This is a genomic window from Paenibacillus sp. A3, assembly GCF_001399685.1.
GTDB lineage: Bacteria > Bacillota > Bacilli > Paenibacillales > NBRC-103111 > Paenibacillus_G.
Window position 1 is genome coordinate 1 of record NZ_JTHN01000023.1, and the last position, 17,975, is coordinate 17,975.

Annotated in this window: 2 protein-coding genes; both read right to left on the reverse strand. The window is 56.1% G+C overall.

The genetic code is table 11. From position 1 onward, the window contains the following. A partial coding sequence (locus QJ48_RS02840) for a non-ribosomal peptide synthetase (RefSeq protein WP_157261485.1) occupies positions 1-4,825 on the reverse strand: 4,825 nt, incomplete at its 3' end. Positions 4,826-4,852: 27 nt separating this feature from the next. After that, positions 4,853-17,878 (reverse strand): non-ribosomal peptide synthetase, encoded by a 13,026-nt coding sequence (locus QJ48_RS02845; protein ID WP_054972150.1) that lies wholly within the window; start codon positions 17,876-17,878, stop codon positions 4,853-4,855. Between the last annotated feature and the right edge of the window lie 97 nt (positions 17,879-17,975).

The following is a 17,975-nucleotide window of genomic DNA, read 5'->3' on the forward strand; positions in this document are numbered from 1 at the left end:
ATGTCGTGTTTTCGGTCGGGCCGTAGACGTTGAGGATATGCACGCCGGGGCACCGGCTGCGGACCAGATTGATATGCTTCGTCGAGAGCACCTCGCCGCCCACGATCAAGTAGGTTAACGGACGGAACAGCTCCGGCTTCTCCTGCGCCAGTTGGTTGAACAAGGCGACGGACAGCCACAGGATCGCGATGCGGTTCTCCGCCAGCTCCCGCTCCAATGCCAAGGGGGACAAAATCGTCTCGTTGGAAACCAAATGCAGCGTGAGCCCGTTCAGCAGCGCGCCCCATACCTCGAACGTCGTGGCGTCGAAGACGAGCGCCCCCGTTTGCAGAATGCGGTCGCCTTCCCGAAACTCGACGTAGTTGGTATTTTTCACGAGGCGCACGACATTCCGGTGCTCCGCCAATATTCCCTTCGGCTGCCCCGTACTGCCGGACGAATATACCACATAGGCCAGATGCGATGCCGACGTTGTGTTGTCCGGATTGGTGAGCGCGTCCCCGGCGCCGCTAGTCTCGGACGAGACGGCAACATCCAGCCGCTCGCCCGCGAACCGGAGATTCCCCCCGGCTTCGCCGGATACGAGCAGAATGCGGGCGTCGCAATCCTTCAGCATGTAGTCGCTCCGCTCCGCCGGATAATCGGGATCAATCGGGAGATATGCTCCGCCGGCTTTCAATATGCCCAGAATGCCGATCAGCATCTCGATCGACCGCTCGACCATGATCCCTACGACGGTGTCCGCCACGACTCCTTTGTCCCTGAGCACAGCGGCAAGTTGATTTCCCCTCGCGTTCAGTTCACGATACGTAATGGTCCGGTCCCCGAATACGGCCGCAATCCGGTCGGGCCCCTTCTCCGCCTGCTCCTCGAAGAGCGAATGAATCGTCCGGTCTTTCGGGTAGTCCCTCTTCGTCGCGTTGAACTCGAACAAAATTTCCCGTTTCTCATCTTCCGTAATGAGGTCGATGTCGGCCAGCCTGACTTCGCGGTCCTTGCCTATTTGCGCGACAATTTGCTTGTAATGCCGCCCCATTCTGGCGATCGTATCCGCGCGAAACAATTTGGTGCTGTATTCGATGCTGCACTCGATCGACCGCCCGTTTTCATCCGCATTCAGCGTCAAATCGAACTTGGCCTGACCGCTCTCCCACGAAATTGGAGTTAACCGGAGGCCGCGGATCGCCGCTTCGCCGTCATCGTCTGCATGACTCATATTGAACACGACGTCAAACAGCGGGTTGCGGCTCGTGTCCCGCATCACCTGTACCTTATCCAGCAGCACTTCGAACGGGTAGCTTTCGTTCTCGTAAGCCTCAAGCGCGTTTCGCTTGACTTCCTCCAAAAATGACAAATAGCGTTTTTCTCCCGCCACTTGATTGCGCAGCGCAAGCGTATTGACGAACATTCCCATGATGCCCTGCAAATCGGGATGCGATCGGCCTGCAATCGGGCTTCCGATCACGATATCTTCCTGCCCGCTGTACTTGGCCAGCAAAATATAAATTGCCGACAGCAGCACCATCTGCGTCGTGCTGCCCGTCTCCCGGGCGATGCTCCGCACTTGCTCCGCTTCCGCTTCATGCAGAGTGAAGCTTACGCGGCTCCCTTCGAAGCTCTGCATGGCGGGGCGCGCCTCATCGTACGGCAGTTCGAGCGCGGGAAGCTCGTCCTTAAACCGCTCAAGCCAATACGCCTCTTGCCGGCCCATGCTTTCCGATTGCAGGAGCTTGTTTTGCCAAGCGGCAAAATCTTTGTACTGGATGCGAAGCGGCTCCAACTGTCCGCCGTTGTACAGCTTCACGAATTCACGCATCAGCAGCCGGACGGATACCCCGTCGCTGACGATATGATGCATATCGACCATAAGATACGTCCGACTGCGGCTGTGAACAAGCTCTGCCCGGAACAGCGGCGCCCGCCTCAATTCGAAGGGCCGTACGAAGTCCCGGATCAGCGTGTCGATGTCCCGGTCATTCTCTTCTCGAATGGCCATAAGAAACTCGAGACCGTCGTGAATGGTTTGCATGATGACGCCGTTCCGGCTATCGAAGGAGGTGCGCAGCGACTCATGCCTCGAAATCAGCGCCCGAAAGGCCGCTTCGATGCGCTCCGCATCGAAATCGCCCTCCACTTCGCAGATCGCCGGCATATTGTAGGCGGCGCCTTTTTCGATCTGCTGGACCATAAACATGCGTTTCTGGGCGGAGGAGGTTTCGTACCATTCCTGCGCTTCGCACGGCTCGATCATCTCGTACGCGATGTCGCGCCCAAAATCCCGGCCCGCCTCGATATAGCCGCCCAGTTCCCGGATCGTCGGATGCAGAAACAAATCTTTGAGCGCCAGCTTGACGTTCATCTGCTTGTGGAGTTTGCCGATCAGAATCGTCCCTTTTAAGGAATGTCCTCCCAGATCGAAAAAATCCTCATCGATCCCGATCCGCTCGACCCCCAAGACATCGCTCCAGACGCCCGCGAGCAGCGCCTCGATTTCATTTCTTGGAGCAGCGTATTCCTCCTCCCGCGCCCCGCGCAGATCCGGCTCAGGTAAAGCGCGCCGGTTTACTTTTCCATTATGCGTCAATGGCATGCGGTCGAGCCGGATCGCATGCGCAGGTACCATGGAATCGGGCAAGCTCTTTTTTAACCAGGCTTTGACGGCAGACGCACTCATCCCCGGATTTCCCGTGAAATAAACGATTAAATCGTTCTCCTGCCGTTCGTTCTCCCGGACCCGTACGACAGCTTCCCTAACATCCGGGTGGGCAAGCAGCCGGTTTTCAATCTCCCGAAGCTCGATGCGAATCCCTCTGACCTTCACTTGGTTATCGATTCTTCCCAGAAATTGAATGTTCCCGTCCGGCAGCCATTTCGCCCGGTCGCCTGTTTTGTACATCTTTTTCCCGGGCTCAAAAGGACTTTCGATAAACTTCTCGCGCGTCAGCTCCGGCTGCTTCCAATACCCCCGCGCCAACCGGTCCCCGCCGATACACAGTTCGCCGGGCACGCCGATCGGAACGAGGTCGTGATGCTTATCGACGATAAAAACTTTCGTATTCGGGACCGGCTTCCCGATCGGAATGCTGCCACTGCCGCTGCCGCCCGACTGAACTTGCCTCAGAATCGTGGTGTCCACCGTGTTTTCGGAAGGTCCGTACCGGTTGATGATTTCAATATCCGGATTGAGCCGCCGCGTATGCTCGACCGCTTTGACCGGCAGCTCTTCGCCGACCAATGTAACGGCCTTGAGGCGCTTGGTATTTTCCGCATCCAAGTACTCCAATACCGTCAAATAGATCGCCGGCACGCTGGTATAATAGGTCACTGCCCCATGCTTCAGATATTCGGCGATCCGATACGGATTCGCCGATTCCTCGTCGCTCGTCAAAATGACGCGGCTTCCGGAAATCAAAGGGGTGAAGCAAGCGGTGATAAATCCGTCAAAAGCGTAATTCGTCGTAACAAGCGAGACATCGTCGGCTGTAAAGCCATACTCCTGACGCTCCCAGAGCATCGTCAAGCTCAGCGTACCGTGCTCGACCATCACCCCTTTGGGATTCCCCGTCGTTCCCGAAGTGTAAACCACGTAGGCCAAATGATGGGGCTTTGCAACGTAGTCCAGCTTGCCCCCGTCTCCCATGAACAGACTCGAATCGGCTGCATCCAGCAGCGTCCCGCCGAATGAAATGCCGTCCGTCAAGCTGCGGGTCGACAGCAACTGCTGCGCTCCCGTCTCCCGGAGGATGAACTCGATGCGCTCTTTCGGATGCTTCGGATCAATCGGTACATAAGCGCCGCCGGCTTTCAAAATGCCAAGCAGTCCGGCGGCCATCTCCGGCGACCTCTCCAGCAGCACGCCGACGATTGCTTCCGGCTTAACGCCGTTTGCTCGCAGCACCCTTGCAACCGCATTGGATTTTTCGTTCAACTCCCGATACGTGAGCTGCCGGTCTCCAAACCGCAAGGCTATGCGGTCCGGCGTTTGTTCGGCTTGCGCCTCGAACAGCTCCGGTAAAGTTTTATTTTGTTCGCTGTACTGCGTCTTTGTACGATTAAAATCAATGAGAATTCGGTTCGTTTCTTCTTCATTAGCAAGACGAAGCCGAGCGACGCTTTGACCCGGATCGGTGATGATTTGGCGGACGATTTCAACATACTTGGCTGCGAACAGTCTGATCGTCTCTGTCTCAAGCAAGCCAGCGTTATAGACGAAGGCGGCTTCAATGGAGCCGTCCTCGTCCTTATCGATGCACAGGGCGAGTTCATTTTTGCCGGAGCCGCAAATGAAGTCGATATCGTCACGGACATGCAGACGACTCATCGTCAGACTGACGGGGGTCAAATCCATGACCGTTTCGCAGACGTGAGCCTGCCGCAGGATATGTTCCACATCGGCATATTGATTCTCGTAAGCATCCAGCAGGCGCTGCTGGGTCTCTTTGAGCAGCTGTTTGACGATGAGCTCTCCGCGCAGGCTCGTTTTCAAGGGCAGCACTTTTGGGCCAAGCGCTTGTTGCTTGCCCTTGCCCAAAGCATACGCCGGGACGCCGATGATGCGTTCTTCATGGCCCGTGTACTTATACAGGGCAATATCCAAGGCCGCCAAGAAAATCACATACAGCAGCAGGTCATTGTTTTTCGTAACGGAGTTTAATTTGTCAGCCAGCCCTTCCTCCAAGGAAACCGTGAGGCTTTCGCGCTGATAGGAATGGCCGAGGAACCCGTCGTAGCGTATGCCGGTTCTATCGATTTCGTCCAAAGCCAAGCTTGTCCAGTACGTACCGGAACCTGCTGCATCGTCATAGATAAGGCCGTTGTTTTCCATGTCAAACCTCCGTCCCCTGAAATCGTCTTAAAAATCAAACTCGGCGCTTCTCAAGCTGTGGACCTCCGCTTTTTCTTGTAAAATATTAGCTTCCTCTTCTTCGCTTAAACGGCAAATTTCGTGTATTGTTTGAAGAGGATCGGCACATATTCTGCTGATGATGCGCATGTAATCGACAATCGCCCGCTCGATCGTCTGCCGCTGGAACAGCTGCGTGGAATAGGTAAAATTCAGCTCGATATTATTATGGGTTTCGTAGCCGGATAAGGTTACATCCGCCCGGGTTAAGCTGCTGTCGAGCGGAACAGGCTTGAGAAGAAGACCGTCCATTTCCAACCCGGTGTCATAGTCGATATTGTTCAGATGAAAGATGACATCGAATAACGGATTGCGGCTCCTGTCCCGCCGGACATTCAACCTATCGATCAATTGCTCCAGCGGATAGCTCTGATGGTCATAGGCGCGAATCGAGTTTTGTTTCACTTCTTGCAAAAACGCGCTGTACGTCTTCCCGCTCTGCGGCCGGTTCCGCAAGGCCAGCGTGTTCACGAACATGCCCACCATCGATTGCAGGTCGGCGTGCGGCCGTCCGGCGATCGGCAGCCCGACCACGATGTCCTCCTGCCCGCTGTACTTGGACAGCAAGATCGTAAAGGCCGACAACAGCACCATCGGCATCGTCGCTTCCTGCTCCTTCGCCATCGCCCGAAGCCGCACGGTCGCTTCCTCCCCGAGCGCGAAGTGCAGAGCCTCGCCCCCGAAGCTTTGCATGGCCGGTCTTTCGTAATCGTACGGCAGCGTTAGAACCGGAACGCCATCCTCGAACTGGCTGATCCAGTAAGCTTCCAGCTTTTCCATGGCGCCTTCGCGCAGCTGCCTGTTTTGCCAAGCGGCAAAATCTTTGTACTGAATCCGTAGCGGCTCCAGCGCTTCGCCATTGTAGAGCCGGACAAACTCCCTGAACAGAATGCCGATGGACACGCCATCCGATACGATGTGGTGCATGTCGATCAGCAAATACGTTCTCCCTTCGCTCTCGGCCAGCTCCGCCCGAAACAGCGGCGCGCGTTCCAACTCGAACGGGCGAACAAATTCGGCGGCGATTGTATGAATATCCGTCCGGCTTCCCCGTCTGAAGGTCATCGCAAACGCAGGATCGGGATCGATCCTTTGCACGATATCCCCGTCCACCGTAGCAAAGGAGGTGCGCAGCGCCTCGTGTCGTTGCACGAGCCGCTTCAGCGCCGCTTCGATCCGCTTCGCATCCGACGCCCCTTCCAGCTCGAATACGCCGGGCATGTTGTAGGCCATGCTCTGCCGGTCCAACTGCTGTAGCGCGTACATCCGTTTTTGCGCCGATGACGCTTCGTACCACGCTTGTTCGCACGGCTGAATGGCTTCATACGCCTGTACGGCGCTGCTTTCGATATAACCGGCCAGCTCTCGGATCGTCGGCCTCCGGAACAGCTCCCGCAGCGGCACTTCGACCTGAAGCCGCTTATGGATTTCGCCCATCACGATCGTCGCCTTCAGCGAGTGACCGCCAAGATCGAAGAAATTGTCGTGGATGCCGATTTTTTCGACGCCCAGCACGCCGATCCATATGCTCACCAGCGCCTCTTCGATGCCGTTTCGCGGCGCTTCGTAATAGCCGCTGACAACCAGCCCGCTTTCGTCCGGTACAGGCAGCGCCTTCCGGTTCACCTTCCCGTTGCTCGTAAGCGGGATGCGCTCCAGTTGGACGACATAAGAAGGAAGCATGTACTCCGGCAAGCTTTGTTTCAAATGCTGCCGCAGCTTCGCTTTATCAATGTCAACGCCTTCCTGGCCAACGACATAAGCGCACAAGTAGTTTTGCTTCCGCTCGTCCTCTCTGGCGACGACGACCGCTTCCTTGACCGATTCGCAGTCGGTTAATCGGGCTTCGATCTCGCCCAGCTCGATCCGGTAGCCTCTGATTTTCACCTGATTGTCCATCCGGCCCAAAAATTCGATCTCGCCCTGCGGCAGCCAGCAGGCCAAATCGCCGGTTACGTACATCCGCGTCCCGGCGGCGAACGGGTTCTCCACGAACTTCTCGGCCGTCAGCTCCGGCCGATGGAAATACCCCCGCGCTACGCCATCGCCTGCGATGCACAATTGCCCTGGCACTCCAATGGGAACAAGCTGATGATGGGCGTCCACGATATAGACCTGCGTGTTGCCGATCGGCTTCCCGATGGTCACCCCGGCCGCTTCGCCCTGCATGCGCTTCGCGGTGGACCAAATCGTTGTTTCCGTCGGGCCGTATACGTTGTACAGGTTCAGCCCCTCATAGCCTTGGAGCTGGTCTCTCAGCGCAGCGGGCAGCTCTTCGCCCCCGACCAGAACCGTGTCCAGCTTGCCCAAAACGCGCCGGAACGACGCATGCTCCAGCAGCAGCTTCAAGCGCGAAGGCGTGCTCTGCATCGCTTCGATTCCGTGCCGCTCGATCAAAGCCGCCAGCAGCGCGCCGTCGCTGCCTTCTTCTTCGCCGGCCACAATGACCTTCATCCCGTGTGTCAACGGAAGCAGCGTTTCCAGACCGAAGATGTCGAAGGAAATCGTCGTGATGCACAGCAAGCTGCCGCACAAGGCCAGTTCCGTTTCCTTCGCCATCGCGTGAATGAAATTGTTCACCTGCCGGTGCTCGACCATGACGCCTTTCGGGTTGCCCGTCGAACCGGACGTATAGATGACATACGCCAAATCGCCGCACGCACTTACGGTCTCCAGGTTGCCGGATTCGCCGCTATAAACCTTGGCATCGGTTATATCGATAATCGTCCCGCGAAACACTACCGTATCGGCCAGCTTGGCGGATGTCGCCAGTATCCCGAGCTTCGCATCCTCCAGCATGTACTCGATCCGTTCCTTTGGATGGTTCGGATCGATCGGCAAATAGGCGCCCCCGGCCTTCAAAATGCCAAGAAGCCCGACGATCATCTCGAGAGACCGTTCGATCATGATTCCGACAATCGTATCCGCCTTGACCCCTTGGCCGCGCAGCAGACGGGCCAATTGATTGGACTTTTCGTTCAGCTCCCGGTACGTGAAGGACCGGTCCCCGAACACAACGGCGACCCGATCCGGCCGCTCTTCCGCCTGCGCCTCGAACAACTGCTGGAGCGTCCTCTCCCGCGGGTATTCCATTTTCGTCGCATTGAACGCATGCAGCAGAAGCTGCTTTTCGTCCTCGGTCGTCATGTCGATCTGCGAAACCTTCTTTTCGCCATTCCCGGAAACTGCTCCTATAATGTGCTGAAAATGGCGCATGACCTTCGTCACGCTTTGCCGATCGTACATCTCTTCATTGTAAGAAAACATGACCCTCAGCTCATCGCCCGGGAACACCATCACATCAAAATCATAGTTCGTCTGCTCATGCACGGTGACCTCATTCAACGTAAAGCCAAGCTCGGCCTCATGCGGGCCTTGAACCCGATCCTCGACATAAAAGTTTTGAAAAATCACGATATGATTGACTAGCTGCTGCCTCACTTCCGACATCGATTGGATGTCCGCCAGCGGGTAATAATCGTACGGAGCCGATTCGAGCGAATCGTTCTGCATGTCTTTTAACAGATCGATAAACCGGGTGTTCCGATCGCTTTTCACCCGTACGGGGATCGTATTGATAAACAGTCCGACCATCTCTTCGATGCCTTCCACATCGGCGTTCCGGCCGGAAACGACGGATCCGAAGACGACGTCTTCCGTATTGACATACTTTTGGAGCAAAATTCCCCACACGGCTTGAATGACCGTATTCATCGTCACCTGCGCTTCTTTACCGATGTTCGCAAGCGCCTCCGTCATAGCCTTCTCCACGGTAAACGTCAGCTTTCCTCTCTGGAACTGGATTTCCCCGTCGTTAGCTTTAGCGTTGCCGGGCAGCCGGGCGACCGTATCGTAGCCGGTCACGTAGTCCTGCCAATATTGCCGCGCTTTGTTTTTAGGCTGCTGCTGCAGCCACCGGATATAGTCCCGATAACGTGCCGGTTCCTGCAAAGCGATTTTCCGCCCGTTCCGCAGCGCGCCGTAAATCGCGAAGAAATCTCGAATCACGATGGCGCTGCACCAGCCGTCCATTAAAATATGGTGCGAGCTCCAAATCACCTTGTAGCGTTCCCGGCCAAGCTTGAGTACGGACAAGCGGATTAAGCTGTCCTCGCTGAGCGAGAAGCCCCGCTTCCGGTCTTCCGCTTCAAAGGCTGCGATCCGCCAAGCCCGCTGTTCCTCCCCTAATGCGCTGAGGTCCTCGTAATGGAAGTCCGCCGCCCGGCCTTCGAGTATCATTTGCTTGGGCGATTTCAGATTTTCGTGTACGATGACCGTTCTCAAAATGTCGTACCGCTCGACGAGCCGGCGGAAGCTCGCTTCGAACAGCGCGATATCCAGCTCGCCTTCGCTTACAAACGACGTCTGTTCAAAATAAGCGCCCGAGCCGTGATCCAGCAAGGAGTGGAACAGCATGCCTTCCTGCATCGGGGTAAGCGGATAAATGTCTTGGATTTTGAACTTCCGTTCTTTTTCATAGCTCGTTTTCAACGCCTCCAGCTCTTCAAGATCCAAATCCCCTGCCGAATAATCCGAAGGTGTCAACTGGGCGGAAGGCTGGCTGCTACAATGCTCAATGATGGCGAGCAGGCTGCGTTTGTACATTGCCGCGACATTTTCCATCGTGCTTTCGTTATAGCAGCGGCTGTTATACCGGATCGTGATTTCGAGGCGCCGGTTCGTGATGATTCCGCTTATATCGATGTCAAACTCCTGCTCCCCTTCCGGACTGACCGAAGGGCCTGCGGGTAACGGGGACATTTCAAAGATGCCGTTGGCGAACTCCTCGTCGAACTGCCCCAAGTAGTTGAAATTGATCTGGGGCCTCACCTTATTCCAAATACGCGCTTCTCCCAAATATTTCAAAATTCCATAGCCTATTCCTTTATGGGGAACCCGCCTCAAGGTTTCTTTGACACTCTTGATCGAATAAGAGAGCGGGCTGTCTTTCCGCACCGGGAGAAGAACCGGATAATACGTCGTGAACCAGCCTACGGTCCGGGTCATATCGATATCCCCCTCCAGCTTCTCCCTTCCGTGGCCCTCCAGATTCACAAGCACTTGCTCCCCGGCCGTCCATTCCCCGATCGCAAGTCCCAGCGCCGTTAGCAGGATGTCGTTGATTTCCGTACGGTAGGCTCGATTCGTGTCCTTCAGTAAATGCTCCGTTTCTTCCTTGCTGAACGTCGCGCTTACGCTTCGAACATGTTTAAGCTTATAGCTGTCTTCCGCGTCCTTCCGGTCCGCAGGCAAGACGGGGATGTCGGCTTTGTCCAGACGGTCCCAATACGTAATCTCCTGCCGCAGCCTGTCGCTTGTCGCCTGCTTCCGCAAATAAGCGGCCCACTCTTGGAAGGAGTTCGTTTTGTTCTGGAAAACGATCGGCTCTCCGTTCAAAGCCTGCTGGCTGCCCAAGGCAAAGTCCTCCAGCAAAATTCGCCAAGACACGCCATCGACTACCAAATGATGGATGACGATCAGCAGGTGATCGCCGTCAAACGTTTGAAACAATCCCAATTTCACCAGCGGGCCTTGCTCCAGATCGATGCTGCTTTGAATAAGGCGGCATTGTTCCTCGATGGTTTCCTGATCGGTTGAGCCGGAACGATAATCAATCACGGTCATATCGAACAGCGGTCCTTCGGCCGCCCGGTTCACCTGGACGACCCGGTTGTTTTCTTTGCGGTAAATCATCCTCAGCGCATCGTGGTGGATCACGATTCGTTCAAACACCTGGCGGACGATGTCCTCCTGAAACCCTGACCGGCTGTACAGCATGACGGCTTGATTCCAATGATGCGGGTCGGTAAAGCTTTGCTCGAAAAACATCGTTTGGATCGGCGTAAGCCCGACTTCTCCGGTAACCACCGCCTGCTCGATGCGGTTTTCATTTTGCGTTATTCTACGGCTTATTTCCTTCACGCTGCCGCCTTGGAACAGCTCCTTGATCTCCAACCGGTATCCATGCTTTTGCAGCTTGGAAACGATACGGATCGCTTTGATCGAATCTCCGCCAAGATCGAAGAAGTTGTCGCCGACGCCCACCTGACCCACGCCGAGCACTTCGCGCCACACCTCGGCCAGCTTCGCCTCCGTCTCGGTTCCCGGCGCCTCATAATCGCCCGCCCCTCCGGCAAAGTCCGGCTCCGGCAGCGCACGGCGGTCAACCTTGCCGTTGCCCGTTAGCGGCATCCGCTCCAGCAGCGTGAAATGCGACGGCACCATGTAATGCGGCAGGCTCTCCCTCAAAGAGCTCCTAATTTCGTTTAGCGCAGCCTTGTCCGGTCCGACGAGATACGCCGCCAAAACGGTTTCCCTCTCCCGGATTTCCTTCGTCAGGACGACCGCTTCCTTGACGGCCGGATGGGCGAGCAGCTTCGCCTCGATTTCCCCCGGCTCGATTCGGAAGCCGCGCACCTTGACCTGATCGTCGATCCGGCCCAAAAATTCGACGTTTCCGTCCGGCAGCCAGCGGGCCAAGTCTCCTGTCCGGTACATGCGCTCGCCCGGCGCGAACGGGTTGTCTACGAACTTCTCCGCGGTCAGCTCCGGACGATGAAGATAACCTCGCGCTACCCCGCATCCGCCGATATACAGCTCGCCCGTCACGCCGATCGGCTGAACCGCCAGCGTTTCGCTTAAAATGTACAGCTTGACGCCCGGCAGCGGCTTGCCGATCGGCAAGCTGCGATATCCGCGCGGCGATTGCCCCTCTGTTTGCTCAAAATAACTGGCATCGATGCACGCCTCCGTCACTCCGTAGCTGTTCATAATTCTCATGGATGCGCCGAAGCGGTCGTTCAATTGCCGGAATTCACCCGCAGGCCATTGATCCGAGCCAACGATCAGCGTCCGCATAAAGCTCATATCCCACCCGTGCTCGAACGCGTCGTTCATCAGAGGAAGGACAAGGGCCGGGGTGGATTCGAAAATGGTAACCCGATGCTCCCGCATCAGCCCGTAAATGGCCGCAGGATCAAGCCTGGCGTCGCCCGGGCACAGGATGAGCTCCCCGCCGTTCAGCAGCGCCCGTACCAGATCGCCGGTAAACACGTCGAACGAGAAGCTTGCCCATTGCAGCAGCCGAACGTGCTCCTCCTGCAAGCGGTACTCCCGCCTCCACGCTTCGGACAAGGCAGCCACCTGCCGATGCTCGACCATGACGCCCTTGGGCTTCCCCGTCGTTCCCGACGTATAAATCACGTACGCCAAATGACTCGGCTCTGCCGCTGGCTCCGGATTCGTTCCATCCGCATCGTAGGCTTCGGCGTCGTCCAACGCCAAGATTTTTCCCGTATAGGCTGTCCGTTCCTGCAAGCGGCGATGGCTCAGCACAAGGAGCTGCGCTCTCGAATCTTCCAGCATATATTGGATGCGCTCCCCGGGGTAGTCCGGGTCAATCGGGACGTACGCGCCGCCTGCTTTCAAAATTCCGAGAATCCCGACAATCATCTCCAGCGAGCGTTCCGCCATAATGCCAACCAAGCCGTCCGGACGTATTCCCTCGGCCCGCAAGGTGCGGGCGAGCCGGTTGGCCCGTTCGTTCAGCTCGCGGTAGGTGAGCCGAACGCCCTGATACACCACGGCCGCTTGGTCCGGCGTGCGCTCCGCCTGTTCCTCGAATATGCGATGGATCGTCTTTACCAGCGGCCCGTCCGTCATCGTGATGTTAAAATCGTACAAAATCCGGTGCTTCTCTTCTATCGTAATCATCTCGATCTGCGAAACCGGTATTTCCGCATTCGCGGCGACCGTCGCGACAATTTGCTCCAAATGGCGCTGCACGCCGGCAGCGCATTCCGCATCGTATACATGCTCATTGTACGCAAGCAGAATTCTCAACTCGTCGCCGGGAACGATCGTCACGTCAAGGTCGTAGTTGTTTTGCTCGTAGAGCGCCGCATCCGTCACTTTCAACTCCGGATTCGTATTCCAGCGGATCATCGCTTCGTCGACATAATAATTTTGGAAAGTCACAATATGATTGACCAGCTTCCGCTTTACCTTCGACAGCGCTTGAACGTCCGCGAGCGGAAAATAATCGTATTTTCCGCCCTCCAGCGCCTCTTGCTGCATCCGCTGCAGCAAATCGACAAACCGGGTGCTCTTTTCGGTTTTCACACGTACAGGTATCGTGTTGATGAACAGCCCGACCATCTCGTCGATCCGGTCCACATCGGCGCTCCGTCCCGAGACGACGGCCCCGAACACGACATCCTCCGCATGAACGTATTTTTGCAGCAGTACACCCCAAACGGCTTGGATGACGGTATTGATCGTCACCTGCGCCTTTTTGCCGATCGTTGTCAATGCTTCCGTCCATGCCTTGTTTAGCGTAAATACGAGCTGGCCCTTTTTGTAGGCTTTACCGTCCGGTGCAGCGTTGCCGGGAATTTGCGCTACCGTCTCGTAGCCTTCCACATACCGTTCCCAGTACCGGGCCGCCTTGCTTTTAGACTGCCGCTGCAACCACTCGATATACCCCGAGTAAGGTACAGGCGCTTCCAATGCCGGCTCTTGTTGATTCAGGAGAGAGTAGTAAATCGTGAAGAAATCGTTCATGACAATGCCGCCGCACCAGCCGTCCATTAAAATATGGTGCCAGCTCCAGACGATCCGGAACTGCATTCCGCTCAGCCGGAATACGGTCAAACGGATCAATGGATCTTCGCAAAGACGGAATCCTGCGGTACGATCTGCAGTTTCAAAGGCCGCGACATAATCCGCACGCTTCCCTTCCGGCCATGCGCTCAAATCCTCATATCGGAAGCTGGCCTGCCGACCTTCGAGTATGATTTGCTTCGGCGTTCTCAAGCTTTCATGAACGATGGCCGCTTTTAAAATATCGTACCGCCGAATGAGCCGCTTGAAGCTTTCTTCGAACAACGCCATGTCGAGCAAGCCTTCGACCGTAAACGCCCGTTGCTCAAAATAGGCGCTCGATTCCCCATCCATCAGCGAATGGAACAGCATGCCCTCCTGCATCGGCGTGAGCGGGTATATTTCTTTGATTCGAAGCTGCATACCGCTTTCATATTTCGTTTTCAGCGCATCGAGCTCTTCCAGCTCCAGATCGCCCGCCAAGTAATCGGAAGGCGTCCGTTCCACATGAGGTTGGCTCATGCAATGGCGGACGACAGCCAGAAGATGGCGCTTAAACGAATCAGCCAGATTCGTTATGGTCGTTTCGTGATGGCTGCCGCTGTTATAGGCAATCGTCATGGCGAGCCGATGGTTCGAAATGTCACCGACGATATCGATCTCGTACAAAGGCTCGGCGTTCGGGCTGACGGAAGGACCGCCGGACAGCTTGGACAACTCGAACATGCCGCTGCGAAGCTCCTCGTCGAATTGCCCTAAATAATTGAAGCTGATTTGCGGCCGGGCCTTCCACGGCTTCGGCTCGCCGAGGTGCTTCAGGATGCCGTAGCCGATTCCTTTATGCGGAATTTGCTTCAGTGTTTCTTTTACCCGCTTGATCGAATAAGCGAGGCTGCTGCCCCGGTCCGCTTCCAAGAGAACCGGATAGTGGGTAGTGAACCAACCGACGGTCCGGCTGATATCGAGCTCCCCTTCCGGCGTTTCTCTGCCGTGTCCTTCCAGATTGACGAGCACCCGTTCTTCGGCCGTCCATTCCTGCACGGCGAGCGTCAGCGCCGTCAGCAAGACGGTCTGGATGTCCGTATTGTAGGCACGGTTCGTTCGCTTTACTAAATCTTCCGTATCGTCCCGGCTGAATTCGATTCGAACCTTCCGCTGCGACGCCGGCTTATGCTTGCCGTCCGCTTCGTTCCACGGCCTGTCGGCCGGCAGCGGTTTCACATCGGCCTGTTCGATCCGTTCCCAATAGGCCGCTTCTTCCTGCAGCCGTTCGCTTTCCGCCAATCTCCGCAAATACGCCCCCCACGCTTGAAAGGAGTCGGTTTTCTCCTGAAAACCGATGCGCTCGCCGTTCAGCGCCTGCTTGCAGCCCAAGACGAAGTCTTCCAACAAAATCCTCCACGATACGCCATCGATAACCAGATGGTGGATGGCAATCAGCAGATGATCCCCTTCGTTCGTCCGGAACAAGCCCAGTTTGACGAGCGGCCCATGCTCCAGATCGATGCTGCTTTGAAGCCGATACCCTTGCTCGCGAATCAGCTCTTCCGCATCCGCCTCCTGACGATAATCCGCCACCATAAAATCGAACAACCGGCCGTCGGCAGCCCGGTTCACTTGTCTGATCCAGCCGTTCCCAGTTGGATAAACCATCCTCAGGGCGTCGTGATGGATGACGATCTGCTTGAATACGTCCCGCACGATGTCTTCCCGAAAACCGTCCTTGCTGTACAGCATGACGGATTGATTCCAATGGTGCCGGTCGGTGATGCCGCGCTCGAAGAACATCGCTTGAATCGGCGTTAATGCAGCCTCTCCGGTGACGGCTTCTTGCCGGATGCCGCCTTTCTTCGCGGTAATTTTACCGCTGACCTCTTGAATGGTGCCGTGGTTGAACAGCTCCTGGACTTCCAGTCGGTAGCCATATCTCTGCAGCTTGGAAGCGATTCGGATCGCCTTGATGGAGTCGCCGCCCAAGTCGAAGAAGTTATCGCGAATGCCGACCCGCTCCACGCCGAGCACCTCGGCCCACACATCGGCAAGCCTCGCCTCCGCTTCGTTCCTCGGCGCTTCGTATACGTCCGCTCTTCCGCCCCTATCGGGTTCCGGCAGCGCCTTCCGGTCGATCTTGCCGTTGCCCGTCAGCGGCAGTTGCTCCAGCTGCGTAAAGTACGGCGGCACCATGTATTCGGGCAAATTGTCTTTCAAGTAGCTTTTGATGTCCGAAACGTCCGCCTTGGCGGTTCCTACAAAATAAGCGGCCAAATATTTTTCGTTCCGTTCGTTCTCTCTAGCGAGCACAACAGCTTCCTTCACCTCGGGATGACCGAGCAGCCGCGCCTCAATCTCTCCGAGTTCGATGCGGAAGCCCCGGATCTTCACCTGATTGTCCGTTCTGCCAAAAAATTCGATGTTGCCGTCCGGCAGCCATCTTGCGATATCCCCGGTCCGGTACATTCGTTCTCCGGCGTGAAACGGATCTTCGGCGAACTTCTCCGCCGTCAGCTCGGGCCTGTTCCAGTAGCCCCGGGCCAGTCCGTCACCGGCAATCCACAGCTCGCCGACGACGCCTATCGGCGCCAGGCCGCGTTCCTGATCGAGAATATAAATTCTCGTATTGTGAATCGGCTTTCCGATCGGCAGCGTCTTTTCCCACTGCTCCTTCGGCTCATACTTGTACACGATGCAGCCTACGGTCGCTTCGGTCGGCCCGTATTCGTTAATAATGTCGACTTTCCCTTGGAACTTACGGTAAATGCTGTCGGTCAGCGGGTAAGACAATTCCTCCCCGCCGACGATAAATTTCGAAATGGCGATATTGTCGATCGGCAATCCGTTAATGACGCTTAAATGGGCCGGGGTGAGCTTCATGATGTCCAGCGGCTGTTCCACGATCTGGAGAAAAGAGAGCTTGTCGCTTGTATCGTAGACCGTTATTTTTTTGCCGGATAAGAGAGGAACGTAAATCGATGTGACCGTTAAATCGAACGAAATGGAGGTGAACAAAGGAAAATCGCCGATGCCGTTTTCCTGGTAGTGCGCTCTGCAGAAGCTGATGTAATTGATCAGGGAGCGGTGCTCGATCATGACCCCCTTCGGATTTCCCGTGCTTCCGGACGTGTAGATGACGTAAGCCAAATTTCGGGAGGAGGCGGCCGGCTCCGGATTGCTGACGTCCCCGGTGAAGAGACTATCGTCCGTCAGATCAAGGAAAGTTCCCTCGAAGGCGAGCCCGTCCATCAGCTCTCGGGTGGATAGCACAATATCGACGCCGGCATCGCGAAGCATGTATTCCTTCCGTTCGTCAGGATAGCTGACGTCAATGGGCACGTAGGCTCCGCCCGCTTTCAACACCGCCAGCATGGCGACGATCAGCTCTAAAGAGCCGTGGGTCATAATCGCCACGAGGGTATCCGGCCGTACGCCCTTCCTGCTCAGCAGCCGCGCCAATTGGTTGGCTTTCTCGTTCAACGCTTTGTAGGCTAACGACCGGTTCCCGCACACGGCGGCGAGCTGATCGGGCGTCTGGTCCGCCTGCGCTTCGAACAGTTCTTTTACCGTCGCTTCGCGCGGATAGTCGGCGTACGTGTCGTTGAAGGCATGGAGGATTTGCCGCTTTTCTTCCTCCGCGATCATCTCGATGTCACGGACGCGCCGCTCCAGATCGGTAACAAGCTCGCGCATAATTCGGAGATACCTTGCTCCGAAAAGCTCCATCGTCTCTTCTTTGAACAGCTTCGCATTATAAACGAGCGATACGTCCAAGGAACGGGTCCCTTGCTTGTCCAGGCATACGGCGAGCCGATTATGGGCGGACTTGATTATCGATTCGATATGCCCCGGCGTATGCAGGGTGTTCAAGGCGATATTGGCTGAGGTCAATTCCATAACGCTCCGGCACGTATTCGCGCTTCTCAGGACGTGCTCGACGTCGCAATACTGATGGTCGTACGCCTTCAGCACGCTTTCCTGCACAGCCTTCAGCAGCTGCTTTACGGTCGCTTCTCCGGAGAAGCCGGTTTTTAAAGGAAGTATATTATTTTTAATCGGATGATCCTCTTTCAGGCTGCCAACATAAGCAGGGATTCCTAGAATATACGCATCTTGATTGCTGTACCGGGACAATTGAATAACCAGCCCCGCTGCAAAAACGACGAATAAAGGCAGGTCGTGGTTATGAGTCAGCGCACCCAGCTTTTCCAACAGCGCCTCGTCGACGGAGAAGGTCTCGATTCTTTTCTCGTACTTGCCTTCGCTAAAAAAATCATGCGGCACTGCGCCCCGGTCCACATCGGAGAGTCTTAGGCTTTTCCAATATTCACTGGATTGCGCGATTTTTTCGCCCGACGACATTTTCTCATCCTGATTGAGCATATTCACCTTCACCCTCTATCCGATCTTCCGGCCGAACCGGACCGGCACACCGGCCGGCTCGAACGGAAAAAAGATTTTATCGTAAGGCCCGCTTCGA